This is a genomic window from Flavobacterium sp. GCM10022190 (genome assembly GCF_042656445.1).
Lineage (GTDB): Bacteria > Bacteroidota > Bacteroidia > Flavobacteriales > Flavobacteriaceae > Flavobacterium > Flavobacterium nitratireducens.
Genome location: NZ_JBHSOQ010000001.1, coordinates 1,486,695 through 1,507,048 on the forward strand (window position 1 = coordinate 1,486,695; position 20,354 = coordinate 1,507,048).

Genomic DNA, 20,354 nt, shown 5'->3' on the forward strand with positions numbered 1-20,354 from the left:
TAGGTTTACTTAAAAATCTTTAAAACAAATTTGTGCTCTTATTTTTAGATAAAAGCACTAAAAAATATAAATTATGAAATACCTATTTAACTTATACGTTATTTTCATCCTTTTCTCTTGTTCTAAGGATGATGTCAAGGCATCTAACAATGATACTAATGTCGTTGTTTATGTGTCTACACTTTCTATAAATGGTCCTGATATTACTTCAGGTACAACTTCCCAGTTTACAGCCGCTGTTTTACCATCTAATGCAACATCAAAAATTTTATCCTGGAGTTCTTCAGATAATAGTATTGCTACCGTGTCTTCTTCGGGATTAGTAACGGCTCTCAAAAACGGGACAGTAACCATCAAAGCAGTAGCAACAGATAAAAACACTGTTCAAGCTTCAAAAACAATTACTATTTCGTCTTTTACTACTGCTCCAGTGTATGATTATACGGTTTCAAATCCTACTGAATTACTAACAGCGCTTTCAAAGGTAAAAGCTGGAGAAACTATTTATTTGAATGGAGGAAATTATGTAATGAATGCTAAAATAACAATTAGTGTATCGGGAACTGCTGGAAAGGAAATTAAAATTCTAGGTCAAACGGATGGTAGCCGAGCTAAATTAGATTTTTCTTCCATGGTAGAAAACTCTTCAAATCAAGGAATAGTAGTAACAGGTAGTTATATCCATATTAAAGGCATTGATGTTTATAATGCAGGTGATAATGGAATGCAAGTAAGAGGAAATAATAATACCATTGAGTTTTGTACTTTTTCAGAATGTTCGGATACAGGTTTACAAATCGATAATGGAGCGGCTAATAATACTATTTTAAATTGTGATTCTTATTTCAATGCCGATTCAACACTTGAAAATGCCGATGGTTTTGCTTGTAAATTATCAGCAGGAACAGGGAATAAATTTATTGGTTGCAGAGCTTGGCAAAACTTAGATGATGGTTGGGATGGTTATTTAAAAGAAGCAAATAATATTACAACGACCTTTACTAATTGTTGGGCCATTAAAAATGGATATTTAAAAAGTGGCGATGCTGGTCTTGGTGATGGAAATGGATTTAAAACAGGAGGAAGTGATTTAAAAGATTTAAAACACAATGCTGTTTATAAAAACTGTATTGCAGCCGGAAATAAAGCCGATGGATTTGATCATAATAGTAATCGAGGTAATGTCGAAATTTACAATTGTTCAGCATATAGCAATGGAACGAATTACAATTTTAGCAGTACGAACCCATTAGCAAAATTAATTGTTAAAAATTCTTGCGGCATTGGAGATTATGGGAGCGTTAAAGCGGATGTGTTGGATGCAACCAATAATGGATGGCAAAACAATTTAGTAACTGATGCCACCGATTTTGAAAGTACAGATATAAGCCAACTTATTCAAGCTCGAAAAGCTGATGGTAGTTTACCTGATGTGACTTTTATGAAATTAAAAGCTACCAGTGATTTAATTGATAAAGGAATCGTTATTGAAGGAATACCTTATTTAGGAACCGCTCCAGATATAGGTGCATTCGAATTGAAATAATAAGTTTTAAGCAAAAAATATATTCCTAAAAGCATAACTAATATTCAATTAGCGGTGCTTTTAGGAATTGTTTTTTTAAATTGAACTTTCGTAAAAAAACAAGGAAATTTAAATGAAGAAAAAGAATCTTGGTTATAAAAATATTGGTTTATATCAGTTGTTGATGTGGGTAAGTATATTCTTTTTTCAAAACACAAATGCTCAATATTTAAAGGGACTTACACAGCAAAGAGATACTTCGTTTACGACTTACAGCGCCTTTAAAAAAACGGTAAAAACACATCCAAATGCGACTAGGGTAATGGATATGCATTTTGATTTTGTCAAACAAAAAAAAGATATTGTTTATTGTAGTTATGGCAAACGCAAAATGAAATTGGATGTTTTTTATAATGAAAAGGAGAAGCATAAACAAACAGCTATACTAATTATTCATGGGGGTGGATGGCGTTCAGGAAACCGGCAACAGCATCATCCGATGGCGCAAAAGTTGGCCAGTTTAGGTTATGTATGTTTTACACCTGAGTACCGACTTTCTACCGAAGCGCTTTTTCCAGCTGCTATTTATGATATCAAAGCTGCGATACGCTGGGTACGAAAAAGTGCTGCAAAGTATAATATTAATCCCAATCAAATTGTGGTACTTGGATTTTCGGCAGGAGGAGAAATCGCATCTTTTATGGGAACTACGGGGAATATGCCACTTTTTGAAGGTGTGGTGACCAATTCTGATTCGCAATCTCAGGTCAATGCAGTGGTAGATATCGACGGAACTTTATCGTTTGTACATCCAGAAAGTGGAGAAGGGGATGATAGTAAGAATATATCGGCAGCGACTTATTGGTTTGGTTATCCAAAAAAAGAGAATCCTAAACTTTGGGAGGCTGCTTCGCCTTTAAGTTATGTAAGTGCAGCTATTCCGCCTACTTTATTTATTAATAGTTCAGTAGCTCGCATGCATGCTGGGAGAGATGATTATTTAAAGGTTTTGAATGCTAATGGAATTTATTCAGAAGTGCATGAATTCGAAAATTCGCCTCATTCGTTTTGTCTTTTTAATCCTTGGTTTGAACCAACCATTGGTTACATTGATGGTTTTTTGAAAAAAGTTTTTAAGCCATGATCCAGTTGAAGTATCTCAATTGTTTTTTAAAGACCCTATAAAAAAAGCCACAAGATAAAAATCCTGAGGCTTTATAGAATTACAATTTGTACTTGCACGGGCGGAGGGATTCGAACCCCCATCAACGGTTTTGGAGACCGCTATTCTACCCTTGAACTACGCCCGTAAGTAATAAAAACAGCAGTGAAATCCGCTATTTGTGGGGCAAATATAGTTTTATTTGTGAAAATAACTAATGCTTGGAATAGCTATAATGCAGAAAAATGGATTCCTTTTTTTTAACTTATTGTTACTCTGTAAATTGGTTTTAAAAGTTTTTCAAAAATAATAAAGCCTTAGTTAAGAAATCCTAAGGCTTTATGGTCTTTATTGTAAGATCAAATTAATTTTATCTAATTCTTCTGTGCTAAAGTTGGTATTGTCTAAGGCTTTAATCGAATCAATAATTTGTTCCGGTTTACTGGAGCCTATTAATACCGATGTAATTCGCTCATCTCTTAAAATCCATGCCAGTGCCATTTGAGCTAATTTTTGACCTCTTTCCTGAGCCAATTGATTTAATGCTACAATTTTTTCTAATCTTTCGGGCGTAATATGGTCGGCTTTTAAGAATTGTCCACTTGTTGCTACTCTGGAATCGGCTGGAATTCCGGTTACGTATTTATCCGTTAATAATCCTTGTGCTAAAGGTGAAAACGGAATGCAACCTACTTTTTCTTTGCCTAATAAGTCTAAAAGGCCATCCTCAACCCAGCGCTCAAACATCGAATATTTCGGTTGATGAATCAGGCAAGGAGTTCCCATTTCTTTTAGTATTTTGAATGCTTTTTCAGCTTCGGCAGGTTTGTAATTTGAAATTCCTACATACAAGGCTTTTCCTTGTTGAACGATTAAATTCAAAGCTGCCATAGTTTCTTCCAGAGGAGTTTCAGGATCGGGTCTATGATGATAAAAAATATCCACATAGTCTAATTTCATCCTTTTTAAACTTTGGTCTAAGCTTGAAACTAAGTATTTTTTAGAACCCCAATCACCATAAGGACCGTCCCACATGGTGTAACCTGCTTTTGAAGAAATGATCATTTCGTCACGATAATTTTTAAAATCCAATTTCAAGATTCGACCTAAACATTCTTCTGCCGAACCCGGTGGCGGACCATAATTATTAGCCAAATCAAAATGTGTTATTCCATTGTCGAAAGCCGTCTGTATCAAATTACGGCTGTTTTCAAAATTAGAATTGTAGCCGAAGTTATGCCAAAGTCCTAATGAAAAAGCTGATAATTTTAATCCGGAGTTGCCACATCGGCGGTATTCCATATTTTCGTATCGGTTTGTTGCTGGTTGATAGGTCATTTTAAACTATTTTAAGTAATGATTTACGAAAATAGAATTTTTGGTTTAGAATAAGGAAGAGTGAAACTTATTTTTTGCAATATGGTATTCAATGGGATTGAATACCTGAAATAGTGTCTCATTTTTGAAAGCTTTTCTTAGTAGTCCGCCGTGGCGGATATGAGCCCGACGAGCTGCCTACTGCTCTATCCCCCGATGTGCGTTTTGTATTTTCAGTATGTTTACTTAGTAGCGGGAACAGGACTCGAACCTAATGTCCGCCGCGGCGTATATGATCCCTACGAGCTGCCTACTGCTCTATCCCGCGATGTATTTTCAATTTTTTTTTAAGAACCTGTGTCCGCCGCGGCGTATATGATCCCTACGAGCTACCTATTGGTATAAACAAAAAAAGCTTCAGATTTCTCTGAAGCTTTCTTAGTAGCGGGAACAGGACTCGAACCTGTGACCTTCGGGTTATGAGCCCGACGAGCTGCCTACTGCTCTATCCCGCGATGTGCGTTTTGTATTTTCAGTATGTTTACTTAGTAGCGGGAACAGGACTCGAACCTGTGACCTTCGGGTTATGAGCCCGACGAGCTGCCTACTGCTCTATCCCGCGATGTTTCGGGTGCAAAGATACAAATAAATTCGAGATATACAACGTCGAATTTTAAAAAATGTTTTTATTTCGTCTATTGGCTTGATATGACTACCTTTGCAGCATTAAATAAAATAAAATGACAGCACATAAAGCAGGTTTTGTAAATATTATAGGGAATCCAAACGTTGGGAAATCAACATTGATGAATGCATTTGTAGGGGAAAGATTGTCTATTATTACTTCTAAAGCACAAACTACCCGTCATAGAATTCTAGGAATTGTAAATGGTGACGATTTTCAGATGGTCCTTTCGGATACTCCGGGAATCATTAAACCAGCCTACGAAATGCAGGAATCGATGATGGATTTTGTGAAATCCGCTTTTGAGGATGCAGATGTTTTAGTGTATATGGTCGAAATAGGAGAGCAGGAATTAAAAGACGAAGCTTTCTTTAATAAAATTATCCATGCTAAAATTCCTGTGTTATTGTTGTTGAACAAAATTGACAATTCGAATCAGGAACAGTTAGAAGAGCAAGTTGCTTTTTGGACGGAAAAAGTGCCTAATGCGGAGATTTTCCCGATTTCGGCCTTAAAGAATTTCAATGTACCGGAAGTTTTTGGCAGAATTATTTCGCTTTTGCCGGAATCACCAGCTTATTATCCAAAAGACCAATTAACGGATAAACCGGAGCGTTTCTTTGTGAACGAAATCATCAGAGAGAAAATCTTATTGAATTATAACAAAGAGATTCCTTATGCCGTAGAAATTGTTACGGAGGAATTTATTGAAACCGATACCATTATCCGAATTCGTTCGGTGATTATGGTAGAACGTGATACGCAAAAAGGAATTATCATTGGTCACAAAGGAGCCGCTTTGAAAAAAGTAGGAGTAGAAGCCCGTGAGGATTTGGAGAAATTCTTTGGAAAACAAATCCATATTGAGATGTACGTAAAAGTGAATAAAAACTGGAGAAGTAACGCCAATATGCTGAAACGTTTTGGGTATAACCAGAAATAGTATTCAGTGTTCAGTAATCAGTTTTTAGTAAACAGTTCAACGCATTTTAAATACTGAATACTTAATGCTGTATACTGCAAACTAAAAGTGTACCTTTGCAAAAAAATTAAATAAAGCATTTTAGATTTTAGGGGATTCGGTTATTAGGAAACTAATAATTTGAAATCTAGAATCTTAACATCGCCCTGAGTTTGTCAAAGGGCTAAAATTCAAAAAAATGAATAACATTGTTGCGATAGTAGGAAGACCTAATGTAGGGAAATCAACCCTTTTTAATAGGCTGATACAAAGAAGAGAAGCTATTGTAGATTCAGTATCTGGGGTTACCCGCGATAGAAACTATGGTAAAAGCGAGTGGAATGGAAAAGAATTTTCGGTAATTGATACCGGAGGATATGTGCGTGGATCGGAGGATATTTTTGAAGGCGAAATTCGTAAGCAGGTAGAATTGGCTATCGATGAAGCCGATGTGATTATATTTGTGGTGGATGTTGAAGAAGGCATCACACCAATGGATGAAACCGTGGCGAAGTTGTTGCGTAAAGTAACAAAACCGGTTTTATTAGCCGTAAATAAGGTAGATAATGCCATGCGTGAGAAAGATGCGGTAGAATTTTACAACCTTGGTTTAGGCGATTATTACACATTTGCCAGTATTTCAGGAAGTGGAACAGGAGATTTGCTAGATGCTTTGATTGAAGCTTTTCCAGAAAAACCGGAAGTGGTTGAAGAGGAAAAAGTATTGCCTCGTTTTGCAGTGGTAGGACGACCTAATGCGGGAAAATCAAGTTTTATCAATGCCTTGATTGGTAAAGACCGATTTATGGTAACTGACATCGCAGGAACGACTCGTGATGCGATTGATACTAAGTTTGACCGTTTTGGTTTCGAATTTAACTTGGTCGATACTGCCGGAATTCGTCGTAAGGCTAAGGTAAAGGAAGATTTAGAATTCTATTCCGTAATGCGTTCGGTACGTGCGATTGAGCATGCCGATATTTGTATCTTGGTTATCGATGCGACCAGAGGTTTTGAAAGTCAGGACCAAAACATCTTTTGGCTGGCACAAAAGAACCGCAAAGGTGTGGTGATTTTGGTGAACAAATGGGATTTGGTGGAAAAAGATACTATGTCAACCCGTGATTATGAAGAGAAAATCAAGAAAGAATTAATGCCATTTACAGATGTGCCTATTCTTTTCGTTTCGGCATTGACCAAACAACGTTTGTTGAAAGCGTTGGAAGCTTCGGTTCAGGTGTTTGAAAACAGACAACAACGTATTCCAACTTCTAAATTCAACGAGTATATGTTGAAGGTGATTGAGGCTTATCCGCCTCCAGCGACCAAAGGGAAGTATGTGAAAATTAAATATTGTATGCAGTTGCCATCACCAACGCCTCAGTTTGTGTTTTTTGCCAACTTGCCGCAGTACGTAAAAGAACCTTATAAACGTTACTTGGAAAATAAAATCAGAGACAATTGGGACTTTTCAGGAGTGCCAATCGATATTTATATCAGAGAGAAATAAAAATGAAATCCCGAGCCATCGGGATTTTTTTATGGAGTTAAATTAAAGTTCAGGGATTTTTATTCTTGGGCTTTTTTTATAGTAATTATTGTTTGTTATCGAATTTGCGTGTTTTTTGTAGGATTTTGTTTGGTTAGGAAAAATAGTATGATTATATTCGAAAAATAAGTGTTACTACAATCACGCGAAGCCAATTCTATATGGGTAGATTGAGTGATTTTGTAATATATGTAAACTGTTTAGCGGTAATTTAAGCCAAAATAGAAGAATAATGATATATTTAAATAAACTAAAAATATGAGAACTCTTAGAGAATATTTTGATAATGACTTTAAACATTCTAGCCTTGATTCTGAATTCTCTGTAATTATAAATGATACTCAAAACGGGATTATTACAAATTCTAAAACAATCACAATTACTAAAAGAGTTAGAGATGATGTACTCGATTCATGCCGTTTATTAACATATTACATGGAGGATGATGAAAACATGTTTGATGTTTTAGTCGCTATACTCAATAATTTAGACGAACAGATTTCTAATTGTGAAATTGTACATAGTATTTCTAATGATCCTAAAGACTTGAATTTTGGAAAGCATAAAAATATATACTCTAATAGAATATATTTTTATAGCGAACCAATTTTATCAGAAGAAGAAAAAAATACTATTGATGTAATATGTAATGAAAAAAAAATCTATTTAACAATTAGAGGAAAAGAATATATGGATTCAAGATTAAAAGTAGAAAAACCGTTATCGTTTATTTCTCACGATTCTCGTGATAAAGAATTAATTGCAAGGCCTATTGCTGATGGACTTAATTCAAGACTTTGCACAGTTTGGTATGATGAATATACTTTAAAACCAGGCATGAGCTTAAGAGAGTCCATTGAAGACGGACTTAAAAACACAAAAAAGTGTATTCTTATTTTAACTAAAAATTTTCTTGAAAATACAGGTTGGACAAAAAAAGAATTTAATTCAGTTTTTACTAGAGAAATGATTTTTAATGAAAAAGTAATTATTCCAATTTGGTTTGGTATTAAAACTGAAGAGGTTTATGAATATTCACCATCATTAGCAGACACTTTAGCTTTAATATGGCCCGATAAAAATGTTATGACTGAAAACGAATATAAAACAAGCGTTGAAAAATTGATAAGTAAATTACATATTGCTATTACAGAATAAACTACCACTAACAGCTACAAGACCGGATTGTACAATTAGCTTAATGGAAAATTAGTTTTCTATTTGGTATTTTAGCCATGTCTGCTTTACTACCGAAACCTTTGCTTTCAATGCTTTTGAAATAGAAAAATAAAATTAATAATATCAAAATTGACACATTCTAACAAAATATTTTCTGAAATTCGACTTTTAAATTATTCCATATACAAAGCTTGTGGTATAAAACTTGAAAACGTAGCAACTGAAAAAGAAAGTCAAGAATATTTTGCACATAATTTTGAACTGAATAAACTAAAAATCAAATTCAGAATGGCGAAAATTACGCCTACCAAAACAGGGCAATTTGTAGCAATCTGGAAGCGGAATGAAAACGGTATAACAGAACCGCATAGTGTTGACGATGAATTTGATTTTTTCTTGATTGCAACTCGTCAAGGGGAAAGCTTTGGAATTTTCATTTTCAACAAAGCAGTTTTATGCGAAAATAGCGTTTTGACAAGTAAAAAAGGGAAAGGAAAACGTGGAATTAGAGTTTATCCAAGTTGGTGTGTAACTGAAAATAAACAAGCGAAAAAAACTCAAGATTGGCAAACAAAATATTTTGTAGAAATTGGAAACAGTAACGTAATTGACTTGAATAAACTAAAAAAGTTATTGACTTTATAAGGGTTTCAAGTAATAGACTTTTTCGAAAGTTGGTAATAATTTGACACAATTACCTAATAGAAAATCCCTTTACAAACCATAGTCTGTAAAGGGATTTTTAATTGTTGGATTAAACAGTTAGGTTTCTTCTTCATTTCCTTCATCCAAAGTTTCCATCGGATGATCTTCGTACCAGTCTTTAAATGTTTTATTGGTTTTGTATTTATCCGTGAGTACGCAGTACGTCATGTAAGGGATCAAAATAACACCTATAAGATGTAAACTCATTATAATTCTCAAATCAACATTCGTTTGATTGAGACCTGCAAATACAAACACATACACCGTGGTAAACCATACCAATTTGATAGCAAAATTTTTCATAGCCTCATTTTCTCTTAAAGTTACGATTTTTAAACTTAATAAAGAGTTAAGTAAATGGTAATCAATTGGTTGTTGTTTTTGTTTTTAGGGGCTTTGTTTCTCGAAATAGCTATCGGCTGATTTTTTTTATTTATTTTGTTTAAACCTTTTATCTTATTTTTCATCCTATTCAGCACTTTATAAATGCAATGTATGTTGAAAACACATTTACTTTTATTTTTTTTGTTTTTTTCGGTAGTCAATTTTGCTCAGGAAAGCTATTCTGTCCAAGGTCAGGTTTTAGATATTAATACTCAGCAACCGCTAGAATCTGCGAATGTTTTTTTTTCTGTTGCAAAAGATTCGTTGAAATTAGGTTCAACAACAACGGATAAAACGGGTTTGTTTCGCATTCGATTAAAAAAATATGAGGGGCCTGTTTTTTTGAATATTTCATTTGTAGGACATGAAAAATATAAAGATGAGCTTAGTGGGATAGTTGAAAATAAAGATTTAGGAACTGTTTATTTATTTGGTTCAGAGAATGTTTTACAGGATGTAGTTGTTAAATCAGCGGCTCCGCCAATTGTAGTGAAACAAGATACCATTGAATATAATGCTGCTTCCTATAAAGTGAGACCGGATGATAATGTAGATGCTGTTTTGAAAGAATTGCCTGGTTTTCAATTTGATGATGATGGTAAAATTACAGTAAACGGAAAGGAAGTAAATCAAATATTAGTGAATGGGAAAGCTTTTTTTGGCAAAGATGGAGCAGTCGCATTGCAAAATTTACCCGCAGAAATAATCAATAAAATTCAAGTCTCGGATTTTAAAACAAAGCAGGAACAGTTAGCAGGAGAAGATGCTGCGTCCGATTTTTTGAATATTAATTTGACTATTGATGAAAATAAAAATAAAGGGTATTTTGGAAAGTTTCTGGCGGGTTATGGGACCGACGATAGATATGAAGGGAGTTTTTTGCTTAACCAATTTGATAAAAAGCAACGAATAAGTGCAGTGGGTTCTACTAATAATATTAATTTATCCGGTTTTTCTATTGATGAGGCTTTTGGTGATGATAAAAGTAAAAATAATAATGATGTTGGGGCGGCGATTTCCAGAAAAGGAATTACGCAATCCAATTTGATTGGGGTGAATTATTATAATGAATGGTCAGATAAATTAGATACTACGGGAGATTATTCATTTAATAATACTATAAATAAGAACGCTAAGAGTACTACTTTGCAGCGTTTTTTGCCAAGTGGGAATTTAGTAACTGAGTCAGGTTCAGAAGCTCGTATTGAAAATAATAGCCATAAATTTAATTTGGAATTAAATTACAGGCCCTCTAAAACGACTCAATTTGCCATTGAGCCTCGTTTTCGTACCACAAATTCCAAGAGTAATGGTAAATCATCTAGTGCAACTTCAGATGATTTAGGGAACTTATTGAATGATAATAATGGAAAAACGTCAAGGAATAGTAATGGTTTTAATTTTGATAATCAAATTAATATCAATCATAATTTTAAGAAGAGACGTAGGAATTTGAATTTTTCAATCATAAATTCTAATTCAGATAATGGAAATATTGCTTTTAATAATTCGACGACAAAATCATATAAAACAGGAAACACTATTTTGCGTAATCAGAAGAATGATAATAGTTCAAAACGGGACTATTATTATGTAGAAACGGAATTTACCGAACCGGTTTCCAAAACAGTACGTTTAAAAGTTGGGGTAGATTACCGTTGGGAAAATAAAGTAACTGATGAGAAAACGTTTAATTTTGATCAGGCATCACAATCCTTTTCCGTTTTTAATGATAGACAATCCAGTTATATTACTTCTAATCAATATGGCATATCTCCCAGAGCAGGATTTTTTTACGATGACAAAACATTTTCTTTTAATGTTAGAAATAAAACGATGTTAGTCAATTATGATAATAATTCATTCTATTTAGGGAAGGAAGTCAATTTGAAATCAAATTATTTTATTCCTGAATTTCATTCCCAATTTAAATATAAAATAGACAAATCGAACTATGCACTTTTAAAATACGATTACAGAGTAAATTTACCTAGTGCTTACCAATTGTTACCCGTTTTAGATATTAGTAGTACAGTAAACACCGTAATTGGTAATCCTGATTTGGATCCTATTAAAAGACATAGTTTTAATTTTGATTTTAGAAACTACAATGTCAAAAAACGTTCGGGTTATACCGTTTTTATGAAAGCAGATATTGTTGATAGTGATGTTGTGTCAACGAGAATTTTTGCTGAAGATGGAACAAGTCAAACTAACTTTGTTAATATTGAAAATACCTATAGAGCTTCCTTAGGAGGAAACTGGAATGATTACATTAAAAAAAATGGTAATACTTATAAATATGGTTTAGGTTTTAGTACCTCTTATGGGCTTGATAAAGGTTTTGTTAATAATGTGTTTTATAATTCAAATACATTGTCATTTGCTCCTAGAGTTTATATGTCATATAGTTATGGGCAGTTTTTTAATATAGCTCCTTCTTATAGTTTTGCCTATAATGAATCCAAATATGAAAATTATTCTATCGATTCACGTTCAAATTTTGTTCATAAAATGAATTTAAGAATGACGAATTATATACAGGAAAAATTGACTTTCAGTAATGATTTTGGGTATAGTTACAATTCAAATTCAAGAGGGGGAGCTTATAAAAATTCTTTTTATTTATGGAATATGAGTCTGGGTTATACTTTCCTAGATAAAATGTTGACGGCGCGATTGAAAATTTATGATGTTTTAAATCAAAATCAAGGATATACCAGGACAATTACAGACACTTCAATGCGTGATGAGGAAAATAACGTTTTAAAGCGTTATGCCATGTTTTCTTTGATATATAAGGTCAAAAATTTTGCAGGTTTGGAAGCGCCGTCAAAAAGGAATAAGAATTTAGAGGTTAATTAAAAATGATTTTTAAAGACTTATTTTGGAAGCTGAAATCAAGTTTATAAAGTGTATTTCAAAGTAATGCCATAGGTTCTTTGGTCGCCCAATACACCGGCATAATGTCCTGCATTTCCACCGGCTGGTAAAAGTTGTTCGAAATAATCTTTATTGAAAAGGTTGCGTCCCCAAATATGTGCTGATAGACCTTCTGCTACTCGGAAACCTAAACGACCGTTAAAAATCGCATAACCGGGAACAATTAAATATTTGGAAGCAGAGGGACTGGATGAAAATTCCGAACGGGAGTAGGCATCTAATCCAACAAAGAATTTTCCTAGGTTGCCAAATAATTTAGCGTCTTTTGTGTATTCTCCGCCAAGACTTCCTGCCCATTTTGAAACCCCAGGCAAACTCGTTCCTGAAACATCTTTAAATGAAATGGAAGCTCCTGTTTCTTCTAAGGGTAGTGGGGCATTGGTAAATTTGATGTATTTTCCATCGGTAAAGGTAGCCGCGCCATTGATGCTAAAATGGGAGTTGATAGTAACTCCAAAATCAACTTCGGCACCTCTTACTCGTACTTTATCCGCATTAGCCAAATAACCACGGTTAACACCTAATTCAGCCGCCTGAACATTGGTTTGGTAATCGGTAATATCCGTATTAAAGAAAGTAATGTTGAAAATCGTATTGTTGAATGGCGTTGTTTTAGCACCTATTTCATAATGATTTACTCTTTCTGGTTTAATAACAGCCAAATCCAGTGCTGGTTGACCGTTGACAGTAGGAAGACCAGCAACGTTTACGCCCACAGGTTTGTAACTTTTGGCATAAGTAGCGTAAGTATTTACTCGGTCAGTAGGTTTATAAGATAGTGTTAGGTTACCTGAAAAGTCGGTAGCATCGGTATTTTTAGCAAAATTTTGGTCGCTGTATACTAATTTTTTTAAGGCAATTAATTCAGGGTCGTTTGTTTGTAAACCGCCATAAGTACTACGGTTGTAATCGGCATCTTTTTTATCGTAATTGTATCGAACTCCAGGTAAAAGATGTAGTTTTTCCGAAATTGTCCAGTCTAATTGTCCAAAAATAGCTGCTGATACGGCATGAATACTAGCGTCAGTATTAATTCCGTAACCTTCAAATAAACCAGGAGTAGCCCATTTAGAACTTGTTGTACTTTGTGAAAAACGCCATTGTGCATTTCCTGATTCTTCCGTTCCGGTGGTATGTGAATTTTGGTCGATAAAAAAGATACCTCCCACAGCACTAATGTTTGAAGCGATTTGTCCTGCATAACGCACTTCCTGAGTGAATTGCGTTTGTCTGGTAGGATTTTGTGATTTTGCCAATACTTGTAAGCCCGTAAAATCTCTATCATTAGAAGGATCCCAATTCCAAAAACGCCAAGCGGTTGTTGATGTCAATGTTCCTTCTCCAATTTTAGTGTCGATATTTAAAGAAGCACCTCCTAAATCTTGTCCTGAACGCCAAGGGGTATCATGATCAATTTTTCGGTTAAATGGATTAGTACTTGGTAATTGATAATTTAAATCGGCAATGATTTGGTTGAATTGTCGGTAAGCGGCTCTTTGGGTTGGAGCAACTCCTGCAATAACTTGGGCATAACCGTCAGGACGTTGGGTAGTAACATCTGCCGAGAATAAGACATTAGTATTGGCCGTTGGGGTATACAATAATTGTCCTTTAATCCCTAAATTGTTCAAAGTGTTTGTCGATTTTCCTGTAGCCACATTGTCAATTAGTCCATCTCTTTGGGTTCCTGAAAAGGATATACGCCCCGCAATTTTTTTAGTTAATCCGCCTGTTACCGATGCTTTTGCCTGAAGGAAAGTGTAATTTCCATAGCTCACTTCAAAATTAGCTCCCGGGATGAAACTAGGTTTGCGAGTCGTGATGTTAAAGGCTCCTGCGGTGGTGTTTTTTCCAAATAAAGTTCCCTGTGGTCCACGTAATACCTCAATCTGACTGATGTCGACAAAGTCTAAAGTCGTAGCAGCTGGACGCGCATAATACACACCGTCTACATAAAATCCTACTCCAGGATCAATTCCGTCATTGGTCAATCCAAAAGGCGAACCTAAACTTCGAATGTTGATTCCTGTATTTCTTGGATTGGATGAATATAATTGTACCGAAGGGATGAGTTCTTTGATTCGATTCACATTAAAAGCGCCCGCTTGTTCGGCTTGTTTTCCACTTACTACCGAAATAGGAATTGGTACATTTTGAGCTTTTTCAATTTTCCTTCTGGAAGAAATGACCACTTCGGCAAGTTGGTTGTCTTCTTTTAAAATAATTGTTAATGGAGTCGAAGGTATTTCGGTTAAGTATATTTTTTCGGTTTTATATCCTGTGTATTGGATGGACAGGGTAATTGGTAATTTTCCTTGTGTATCAATAGTAAAATCACCGTTTTTATCAGTTGTTGTGCTAATTGTTGTTCCGTTTATCACAGCATTAGCTGATTCTAAAGGATTGTTATCTATTGTATTTACACTTCCCGTAATGGTTTGTGCCAATGTGCTTGAAAGACTTAGTAATAAAAGAGTTGCAAATGTATTTTTTATAATTGATTTCATTATTTTAGTAATTATATATGATTAGTAGAATTTAAACTTAAATTTTTTTTACTGACACATACACATCATGCAATAATGAATTGTTGTATTTGAATTTGATAATGTTTCTTGTTTGGCGCTTTTTTGAATAATGCTTTTTTGAATTGTTTTCATCGTTTAATAATTATAGTGATAATTGTAAATCGATGCAAATATATATAAATTCTATAAAAATAGTAGAATTAAATAAATATTTTTTTATTTGTTCACTAGAGAAGCGATAGTAATCCCTTGCATGGCCTTTAAAGTTTCGTCTCTAATAGTCATCAAGCCGTGTCGTAGCAGGCATTCTGACTCGTCTGTACAATCTGAACAACGTTCGTAAAAATTTAAAGAAGCACAGGGTAATAATGCGATAGCACCATCAAATAAGCGGTGAATATCGGCTAAAGTGATTTCGTCTTTGGATTTTAAAAGGTAGTATCCACCTAATTTCCCTTGTTTACTGCCTACTAAATGCCCACGTTTTAAATCCAATAAAATCTGTTCTAAAAACTTTTTAGGGATATTAGCCGATTCGGCAATATCAGTAGTTTTAGAAATATGATTCGCTTCCTGTTGCGCTAGATAGAGTAGGGCTTTAAGAGCGTATTTGGTTTTTTGTGAAAGCATATACGGTTGTATCTGGCTGGTTTAAACTAAAATCAGGATAAAGATAAATAAATTTATAAATCAGTCAAGAAATTTATAAGATGTTTTTATAATCTTTTAAAATGGTGTTTTATAAAACAAATAAACCACTTCGTTTTGAAGTGGTTTGTCTTTAAGTATTAATTTTAATTTAGTTTTTACAATACTTACTTAATAATTCCACCGCAGCGTCGAAGTGAAAGCTAACCGCTTTTTTTATATCGGAGCAATAATCGCCTTTAATTTTAAAATTAATAAAATAGATGGCTCTATTGTAATAAGCTTCAGGATCATCGGGCGTTAGATTTACTACTTGGTCAAAATCGCTTTTGGCATCGATATTAACCATAGCTTTCGAAATGGCTCTGTTTTGATACGCTTCCACAAATTTTGGATCAATTTCGATGACTTTGTCAAAATCAAGGATGGCTTCTTTGTGCAGGTTTAATTTTGATCTTATGATCCCTCTGTTTTGATATGCCTGAAGGTATTTGGGATTGATGGAAATGCTTTTGGTATAGTCATCAATTGCACCTTTTGCATCGTCGATCATTGTTTTAGAATACGCTCTGTTGAAGTAGGCTTTTTGTATAGTATTGTTTAAAGCGATACTTTTTGTATAACATTCAATCGCTTGTTTGTAATCTTTTAATTTAATGTTTGTATTTCCTTTGCTATAATAGAATCTATAGTTATTCGGATCTAAGGATATAGCTTTGTTATAATCGGCTATGGCCGCAAGATAATCTTTGTTTACATAATAATAGTAGCCTCTTAGGTAGTAATTATCACCGCTTGGGTTCTTGAGAATTTCTTCATTTATTTTTTCAATTTCTTGGGGCATTTCATTTTCATCAATATCTGAGAAGTCTTGAGATTGCATTGTAAAGCTAAAACAAAGTAAAAAAAGGAAAATAACGTTTTTCATAGAAGTAATCATTAGAACTGTAAGTTTTTCAAATGTAGGATATTTATCTTTCATTTTTTAGAAAAATAAGTACTAAGATTTTGTCATTTAAATGCCTCCTGACTTTTAATAAAAAAGTCATATTAGTAAAGAACTTTTTTGATACTAAAAAACCACTTCGCTTTGAAGTGGTTTATTTGTAATTTTATTGTTTCTTTTTTATTGTCGAATGCTTTCCTCGAATAGTAAAATTATGTTTGGTGCAAATTGAAACTGGATTTTACCAACTTCCGCTAGAACCACCGCCAGAGAAACCACCGCCGCCAAATCCTCCTCCGAAGCCTCCTCCACCAAAACCACCGCCTGAAGAACCTCCAAAGCCTCCACCAAAACCACCGCTGTTTCGACCTAGATTGCTTAAGATAATCACATCTAATAAACTAGGGCCGCCACCGCCATTATTGCCTGAATTTCCGCCACCACCTTTATTTCTGGAAGCTAAAATGATGATAAAGACAATGATGATAATGAATGGTAAGATGGGAAAATCTTGTTTTTGTTGGTTTTGTTTTCGAGTGCCTTTGTATTTGCCTTTAAAAACGTCAAATAAAGCATCGGTTCCTTTGTCAACGCCGTTGTAATAACTACCTGCTTTGAACTCAGGAACAATAATATTTCTAATGATTTCACCACCAATTCCTGCTGTTAATCTATCTTCTAAACCGTAGCCAGGATTAATAGCTATTTTTCTATCGTTTTTAGAAATCAGAATAATCACTCCGTTGTCGTCTTTGGCAGTGCCTCCAACTCCCCAGGTTTGACCCCATTTGGTAGCCAGTAAACTAACATCTTCGCCTTTTAAGCTTTCTATGGTAATGACTACAATTTGTGTAGTTGTAGTGTCAGAATAGCGAATGAGTTTTTCTTCCAGTTGCGTTTTTTCATTCTCGTTAAAGAGTTTGGCGTAATCATAAACCGAAGTTTGCAAACTAGGTTTTTCCGGAATGATAAATTGTGAAAAGATACAATTGCTAGAAAAAAGTACAAATAGTAAGAGTACAAATTGAAAAATTCCTTTGGAATTTGAGTTTTTCTGAGTTGGAATTTTCATTATTTATCCTTTTGAGATTTCGTTAGATAATTCATTGGTGTCGCCTTCTTGCCAAGGGAAATATTTTTTAAGCTGTTCTCCGGCTCTTAAAATTCCGTCAACAAGTCCTTGTTTGAAATTGTTTTGTTTGAATTGGACTAGCATAGCATCACGGGTACAGTTCCAAAAATCAGCACCAACAACATCGTTGATTCCTTTATCACCACAAATCACAAAGTTATGATCGTCAACCGCTAGATAAATTAAAACACCATTTTTAAGAGCTGTTTCATCCATTTTTAATTCATGGAAAACTTCTTTGGCACGTTCGTAAGCGTCCATAGTGGTGGTTCGTTCGATGTGCACTCTAATTTCACCAGAAGTATTTTTTTCGGCTATTCGTATAGCTTCAACAATTTCGAGTTCTTCTGCTGGAGTTAAAAAATCTTCTACTTTTGACATGGGAATTATTTTTGAATGAAGATTAACGATTTTTGATTGTAGAAGTTTATATTCTGCAATCAAAAATCGTTAATCGAAAATCTGAAATCTTTTAGAATTTTACTTCCGGAGCTTTATCAGCACCTTCAACAGCATTGAAATAGGCTTTTTCTTTGAAACCAAACATACCTGCAAACAATGAATTTGGGAAGGTTTTGATGTGGGTGTTATATGGTTTAACAGTTTCGTTAAAGCGAGTACGAGCCGTTAAAATTTGATTTTCTGTACTAGCTAATTCATCTTGTAATTTCAAGAAATTTTGGTCTGCTTTTAAGTTAGGATATTGTTCTACCGATACTAATAATCTTGAAAGGGAACTACTTACTCCGCTTTGCGCTTTGTTGAAAGCTTCTAGTTGTTCTGGTGTAATATTAGTTGGATCTACTGTAGTTTGGGTAGCTTTGGCACGAGCCTCAATTACTGCTGTCAAAGTACTTTTTTCATGCTCTGCATAACCTTTTACGGTACTTACAATGTTTGGAATAAGATCATTTCGTCTTTGATAAGCTGTTTGTACATTTCCCCAAGATTCTTCAATGTCTTGACTTAAAGTTACTGCTGTGTTGTTGATTCCTTTAACCCAGCCGTAAATTCCAAAAATAATAACTGCACCTATAATCCAAGGTAAAAATCTTTTAAAATCCATGTTTGTTTAATTTAAAGTTTATTAATTTATTTTTATTTATTTATTTATTTATTTATTTCTAACTCATAACTCATTTTTAATATTAGTCAACTGTACTTTTATAGCTTCTAGTTTGCTAATAATTTCAAATTTGTCTAAGGTTTTCTTTTGTCCTTCTTTCAAATGGGTCTTAGCTCCTTCAAGTGTAAAACCTCTTTCTTTAACCAAATGGTAAATGAGCTGAAGGTTCTTGATGTCTTCGGGTGTAAACATTCGATTGCCCTTGGCGTTCTTTTTAGGCTTTAAAATGTCAAACTCACTATCCCAAAAACGAATCAATGAAGCATTGACATCAAATGCTTTGGCCACTTCACCAATGCTATAGTATCTTTTTCCTGGTTGTAATTCTATGTGCATGTTTTTTTAAATTCCAAATTAATAAATTTCAAAATCCAATATTTTAATTCTAAAATGAGCAATTAACAGTCAAAAATCGTTAATCAAGTGACTGATTACTCTAAAGCTGAACACTGAATACTAATCCAGAGATTGATTTTCTTGGTTAGCTAATTTAGATATAGCAACGTATTCTGCAGCAGAAATATTACCATAATAAAAATTAAGCGGATTTACGACACGACCATCTTTATGTACTTCATAATGCAAATGTGGCGCTTCTGAACGTCCAGTGCTTCCTACATAACCAATAATGTCTCCACGTTTTATTCGTTGTCCTGGTTTGCAATTGTATTTGCTCAAATGCGCATACAAAGTTTCGTATCCATAACCGTGCCTAATCACAATATGATTACCATATCCTGACGCTCTGTTGTCAGCCTGTTTTACAACTCCATCACCTGTGGCAAAAACAGGAGTTCCTTTTTTTGCTGTAAAATCCATGCCTTCGTGCATTTTTCTTACTTTGGTGAAAGGGTCTGTGCGATAACCAAAACCAGATGCCATTTGTTTTAAATTTTCATTTCTGACAGGTTGGATGGCAGGAATGGCAGCCAATAATTTGTTTTTTTCTTTAGCGAGTTTTAAAATATAATCTAAGGATTTGGATTGTATAGCTAATTCTTTGGTCAATACATCCACTCGTTTGGTCGTTTGTAAAACCAGTTGGGTATTGTCATAACCTTCCAGCGCTTTGTATCGATTTACATCGGTAAAACCTACTTTTCTTTCTTCTGCTGGAATAGGTGCCGTATTGAAATAAGTGCGGTATAAATTATTGTCTCGTTCTTCAATGGCTTCGATGGCATTATCAACCTGATCCATTTTTTTATTCAAAACGGCATAATTTAGCTTCAGATTTTCAATTTCACGAAGTAATAAACGGTCTTTTGGGGTGTCAAAATAGGGAGTGTTTAATAAAAGAACAAAGCTGAGAAATCCAAATAAAGCTGAAGCTAGTAAAAACAAGGCTACAAAGCCTACTTTTTTTCTCTTCTTGACTTTAATTTTGCGATATGCCAGATTTTCAGAATCGTAATAATATTTTACTTTCGCCATATTTTAAAATACCCTATTTTTGCAGCTCCAAAAAAAGCGCATTGAACAAATTTAATAAATGTTTTAGTTGTTCGACCCTTTTTTTAGTATTAAATATAATATAAAATTGATTGAAAGAGCTAAAAATTCA

General features: G+C 34.2%; 17 protein-coding genes and 4 tRNA genes. 7 read left to right on the forward strand and 14 right to left on the reverse strand.

Annotated features, from left to right (window positions below; translation table 11 throughout):
• Window positions 1–73 precede the first annotated feature (73 nt).
• Both ACFPTQ_RS06090 and ACFPTQ_RS06095 read left to right on the forward strand, forming a co-directional pair.
• Window positions 74–1,546, forward strand: coding sequence for a right-handed parallel beta-helix repeat-containing protein (locus tag ACFPTQ_RS06090; RefSeq protein ID WP_379775157.1), 1,473 nt, complete (start codon window positions 74–76; stop codon window positions 1,544–1,546).
• 112 nt (window positions 1,547–1,658) lie between these two features.
• Window positions 1,659–2,669, forward strand: coding sequence for an alpha/beta hydrolase fold domain-containing protein (locus ACFPTQ_RS06095; RefSeq protein WP_379775159.1), 1,011 nt, complete (start codon window positions 1,659–1,661; stop codon window positions 2,667–2,669).
• 95 nt (window positions 2,670–2,764) lie between these two features.
• Here ACFPTQ_RS06095 and ACFPTQ_RS06100 read toward each other — a convergent pair.
• The 5 genes from ACFPTQ_RS06100 to ACFPTQ_RS06120 form a co-directional block, all read right to left on the reverse strand.
• A tRNA-Trp gene (locus ACFPTQ_RS06100) sits at window positions 2,765–2,835 on the reverse strand.
• 200 nt (window positions 2,836–3,035) lie between these two features.
• Complete coding sequence (gene mgrA, locus ACFPTQ_RS06105) at window positions 3,036–4,025, reverse strand: L-glyceraldehyde 3-phosphate reductase (RefSeq protein WP_379775162.1); 990 nt, start codon at window positions 4,023–4,025, stop codon at window positions 3,036–3,038.
• A 229-nt stretch (window positions 4,026–4,254) separates the two neighbouring features.
• Window positions 4,255–4,332 (reverse strand) — tRNA-Ile (locus ACFPTQ_RS06110).
• Window positions 4,333–4,446: 114 nt separating this feature from the next.
• A tRNA-Met gene (locus ACFPTQ_RS06115) sits at window positions 4,447–4,519 on the reverse strand.
• A gap of 34 nt (window positions 4,520–4,553) precedes the next feature.
• A tRNA-Met gene (locus ACFPTQ_RS06120) sits at window positions 4,554–4,626 on the reverse strand.
• A 118-nt stretch (window positions 4,627–4,744) separates the two neighbouring features.
• On the opposite strand from ACFPTQ_RS06120, the gene era reads away from it, so the two are divergent.
• From era to ACFPTQ_RS06140, 4 genes are all read left to right on the forward strand, one after another.
• Window positions 4,745–5,632, forward strand: coding sequence for a GTPase Era (era, locus tag ACFPTQ_RS06125; RefSeq protein ID WP_379775165.1), 888 nt, complete (start codon window positions 4,745–4,747; stop codon window positions 5,630–5,632).
• A gap of 217 nt (window positions 5,633–5,849) precedes the next feature.
• Entirely contained in the window at window positions 5,850–7,160 is a 1,311-nt protein-coding gene (der, locus tag ACFPTQ_RS06130; protein ID WP_341699031.1) for a ribosome biogenesis GTPase Der, read from the forward strand.
• 297 nt (window positions 7,161–7,457) lie between these two features.
• Window positions 7,458–8,357 (forward strand): toll/interleukin-1 receptor domain-containing protein, encoded by a 900-nt coding sequence (locus tag ACFPTQ_RS06135; RefSeq protein WP_379775167.1) that lies wholly within the window; start codon window positions 7,458–7,460, stop codon window positions 8,355–8,357.
• 150 nt (window positions 8,358–8,507) lie between these two features.
• Entirely contained in the window at window positions 8,508–9,023 is a 516-nt protein-coding gene (locus tag ACFPTQ_RS06140; RefSeq protein WP_379775170.1) for a MepB family protein, read from the forward strand.
• 117 nt (window positions 9,024–9,140) lie between these two features.
• On the opposite strand, the gene ACFPTQ_RS06145 is transcribed toward ACFPTQ_RS06140, so the two are convergent.
• The gene (locus tag ACFPTQ_RS06145; protein ID WP_379775173.1) at window positions 9,141–9,386 is read right to left on the reverse strand and encodes a hypothetical protein; all 246 of its coding nucleotides are present in this window, start codon (window positions 9,384–9,386) and stop codon (window positions 9,141–9,143) included.
• Between the two features lie 192 nt (window positions 9,387–9,578).
• Between ACFPTQ_RS06145 and ACFPTQ_RS06150 the strand changes: the two genes are divergently transcribed.
• Window positions 9,579–12,332 (forward strand): outer membrane beta-barrel protein, encoded by a 2,754-nt coding sequence (locus tag ACFPTQ_RS06150; protein WP_379775175.1) that lies wholly within the window; start codon window positions 9,579–9,581, stop codon window positions 12,330–12,332.
• A gap of 41 nt (window positions 12,333–12,373) precedes the next feature.
• On the opposite strand, the gene ACFPTQ_RS06155 is transcribed toward ACFPTQ_RS06150, so the two are convergent.
• From ACFPTQ_RS06155 to ACFPTQ_RS06190, 8 genes are all read right to left on the reverse strand, one after another.
• Window positions 12,374–14,917 (reverse strand): TonB-dependent receptor, encoded by a 2,544-nt coding sequence (locus ACFPTQ_RS06155; RefSeq protein ID WP_379775178.1) that lies wholly within the window; start codon window positions 14,915–14,917, stop codon window positions 12,374–12,376.
• A gap of 237 nt (window positions 14,918–15,154) precedes the next feature.
• Complete coding sequence (locus ACFPTQ_RS06160; RefSeq protein WP_278034989.1) at window positions 15,155–15,568, reverse strand: RrF2 family transcriptional regulator; 414 nt, start codon at window positions 15,566–15,568, stop codon at window positions 15,155–15,157.
• 169 nt (window positions 15,569–15,737) lie between these two features.
• A complete protein-coding gene (locus ACFPTQ_RS06165; protein WP_379775181.1) occupies window positions 15,738–16,568 on the reverse strand; it encodes a tetratricopeptide repeat protein in 831 nt (276 codons plus the stop codon).
• A 205-nt stretch (window positions 16,569–16,773) separates the two neighbouring features.
• Complete coding sequence (locus ACFPTQ_RS06170) at window positions 16,774–17,604, reverse strand: TPM domain-containing protein (RefSeq protein WP_379775183.1); 831 nt, start codon at window positions 17,602–17,604, stop codon at window positions 16,774–16,776.
• Window positions 17,605–17,607: 3 nt separating this feature from the next.
• On the reverse strand, window positions 17,608–18,045 hold the full coding sequence (locus ACFPTQ_RS06175; RefSeq protein WP_379775186.1) for a TPM domain-containing protein: 438 nt from the start codon (window positions 18,043–18,045) through the stop codon (window positions 17,608–17,610).
• Between the two features lie 91 nt (window positions 18,046–18,136).
• Window positions 18,137–18,730, reverse strand: coding sequence for a LemA family protein (locus ACFPTQ_RS06180; RefSeq protein ID WP_379775190.1), 594 nt, complete (start codon window positions 18,728–18,730; stop codon window positions 18,137–18,139).
• Window positions 18,731–18,793: 63 nt separating this feature from the next.
• On the reverse strand, window positions 18,794–19,126 hold the full coding sequence (locus tag ACFPTQ_RS06185) for a MerR family transcriptional regulator (RefSeq protein ID WP_026713247.1): 333 nt from the start codon (window positions 19,124–19,126) through the stop codon (window positions 18,794–18,796).
• Window positions 19,127–19,246: 120 nt separating this feature from the next.
• The gene (locus tag ACFPTQ_RS06190) at window positions 19,247–20,224 is read right to left on the reverse strand and encodes a M23 family metallopeptidase (RefSeq protein ID WP_341699023.1); all 978 of its coding nucleotides are present in this window, start codon (window positions 20,222–20,224) and stop codon (window positions 19,247–19,249) included.
• Window positions 20,225–20,354: the final 130 nt, after the last annotated feature.

What these genes read in the sequence shown, in the direction of transcription:
- ACFPTQ_RS06090 (WP_379775157.1), top strand. Translation starts at nt 74, where the DNA reads ATGAAATACCTATTTAACTTATACGTTATTTTCATCCTTTTCTCTTGT.
- ACFPTQ_RS06095 (WP_379775159.1), top strand. Translation starts at nt 1,659, where the DNA reads ATGAAGAAAAAGAATCTTGGTTATAAAAATATTGGTTTATATCAGTTG.
- mgrA (WP_379775162.1), bottom strand. Translation starts at nt 4,025, where the DNA reads ATGACCTATCAACCAGCAACAAACCGATACGAAAATATGGAATACCGC.
- era (WP_379775165.1), top strand. Translation starts at nt 4,745, where the DNA reads ATGACAGCACATAAAGCAGGTTTTGTAAATATTATAGGGAATCCAAAC.
- der (WP_341699031.1), top strand. Translation starts at nt 5,850, where the DNA reads ATGAATAACATTGTTGCGATAGTAGGAAGACCTAATGTAGGGAAATCA.
- ACFPTQ_RS06135 (WP_379775167.1), top strand. Translation starts at nt 7,458, where the DNA reads ATGAGAACTCTTAGAGAATATTTTGATAATGACTTTAAACATTCTAGC.
- ACFPTQ_RS06145 (WP_379775173.1), bottom strand. Translation starts at nt 9,386, where the DNA reads ATGAAAAATTTTGCTATCAAATTGGTATGGTTTACCACGGTGTATGTG.
- ACFPTQ_RS06150 (WP_379775175.1), top strand. Translation starts at nt 9,579, where the DNA reads ATGTTGAAAACACATTTACTTTTATTTTTTTTGTTTTTTTCGGTAGTC.
- ACFPTQ_RS06155 (WP_379775178.1), bottom strand. Translation starts at nt 14,917, where the DNA reads ATGAAATCAATTATAAAAAATACATTTGCAACTCTTTTATTACTAAGT.
- ACFPTQ_RS06160 (WP_278034989.1), bottom strand. Translation starts at nt 15,568, where the DNA reads ATGCTTTCACAAAAAACCAAATACGCTCTTAAAGCCCTACTCTATCTA.
- ACFPTQ_RS06165 (WP_379775181.1), bottom strand. Translation starts at nt 16,568, where the DNA reads ATGAAAGATAAATATCCTACATTTGAAAAACTTACAGTTCTAATGATT.
- ACFPTQ_RS06170 (WP_379775183.1), bottom strand. Translation starts at nt 17,604, where the DNA reads ATGAAAATTCCAACTCAGAAAAACTCAAATTCCAAAGGAATTTTTCAA.
- ACFPTQ_RS06175 (WP_379775186.1), bottom strand. Translation starts at nt 18,045, where the DNA reads ATGTCAAAAGTAGAAGATTTTTTAACTCCAGCAGAAGAACTCGAAATT.
- ACFPTQ_RS06180 (WP_379775190.1), bottom strand. Translation starts at nt 18,730, where the DNA reads ATGGATTTTAAAAGATTTTTACCTTGGATTATAGGTGCAGTTATTATT.
- ACFPTQ_RS06185 (WP_026713247.1), bottom strand. Translation starts at nt 19,126, where the DNA reads ATGCACATAGAATTACAACCAGGAAAAAGATACTATAGCATTGGTGAA.
- ACFPTQ_RS06190 (WP_341699023.1), bottom strand. Translation starts at nt 20,224, where the DNA reads ATGGCGAAAGTAAAATATTATTACGATTCTGAAAATCTGGCATATCGC.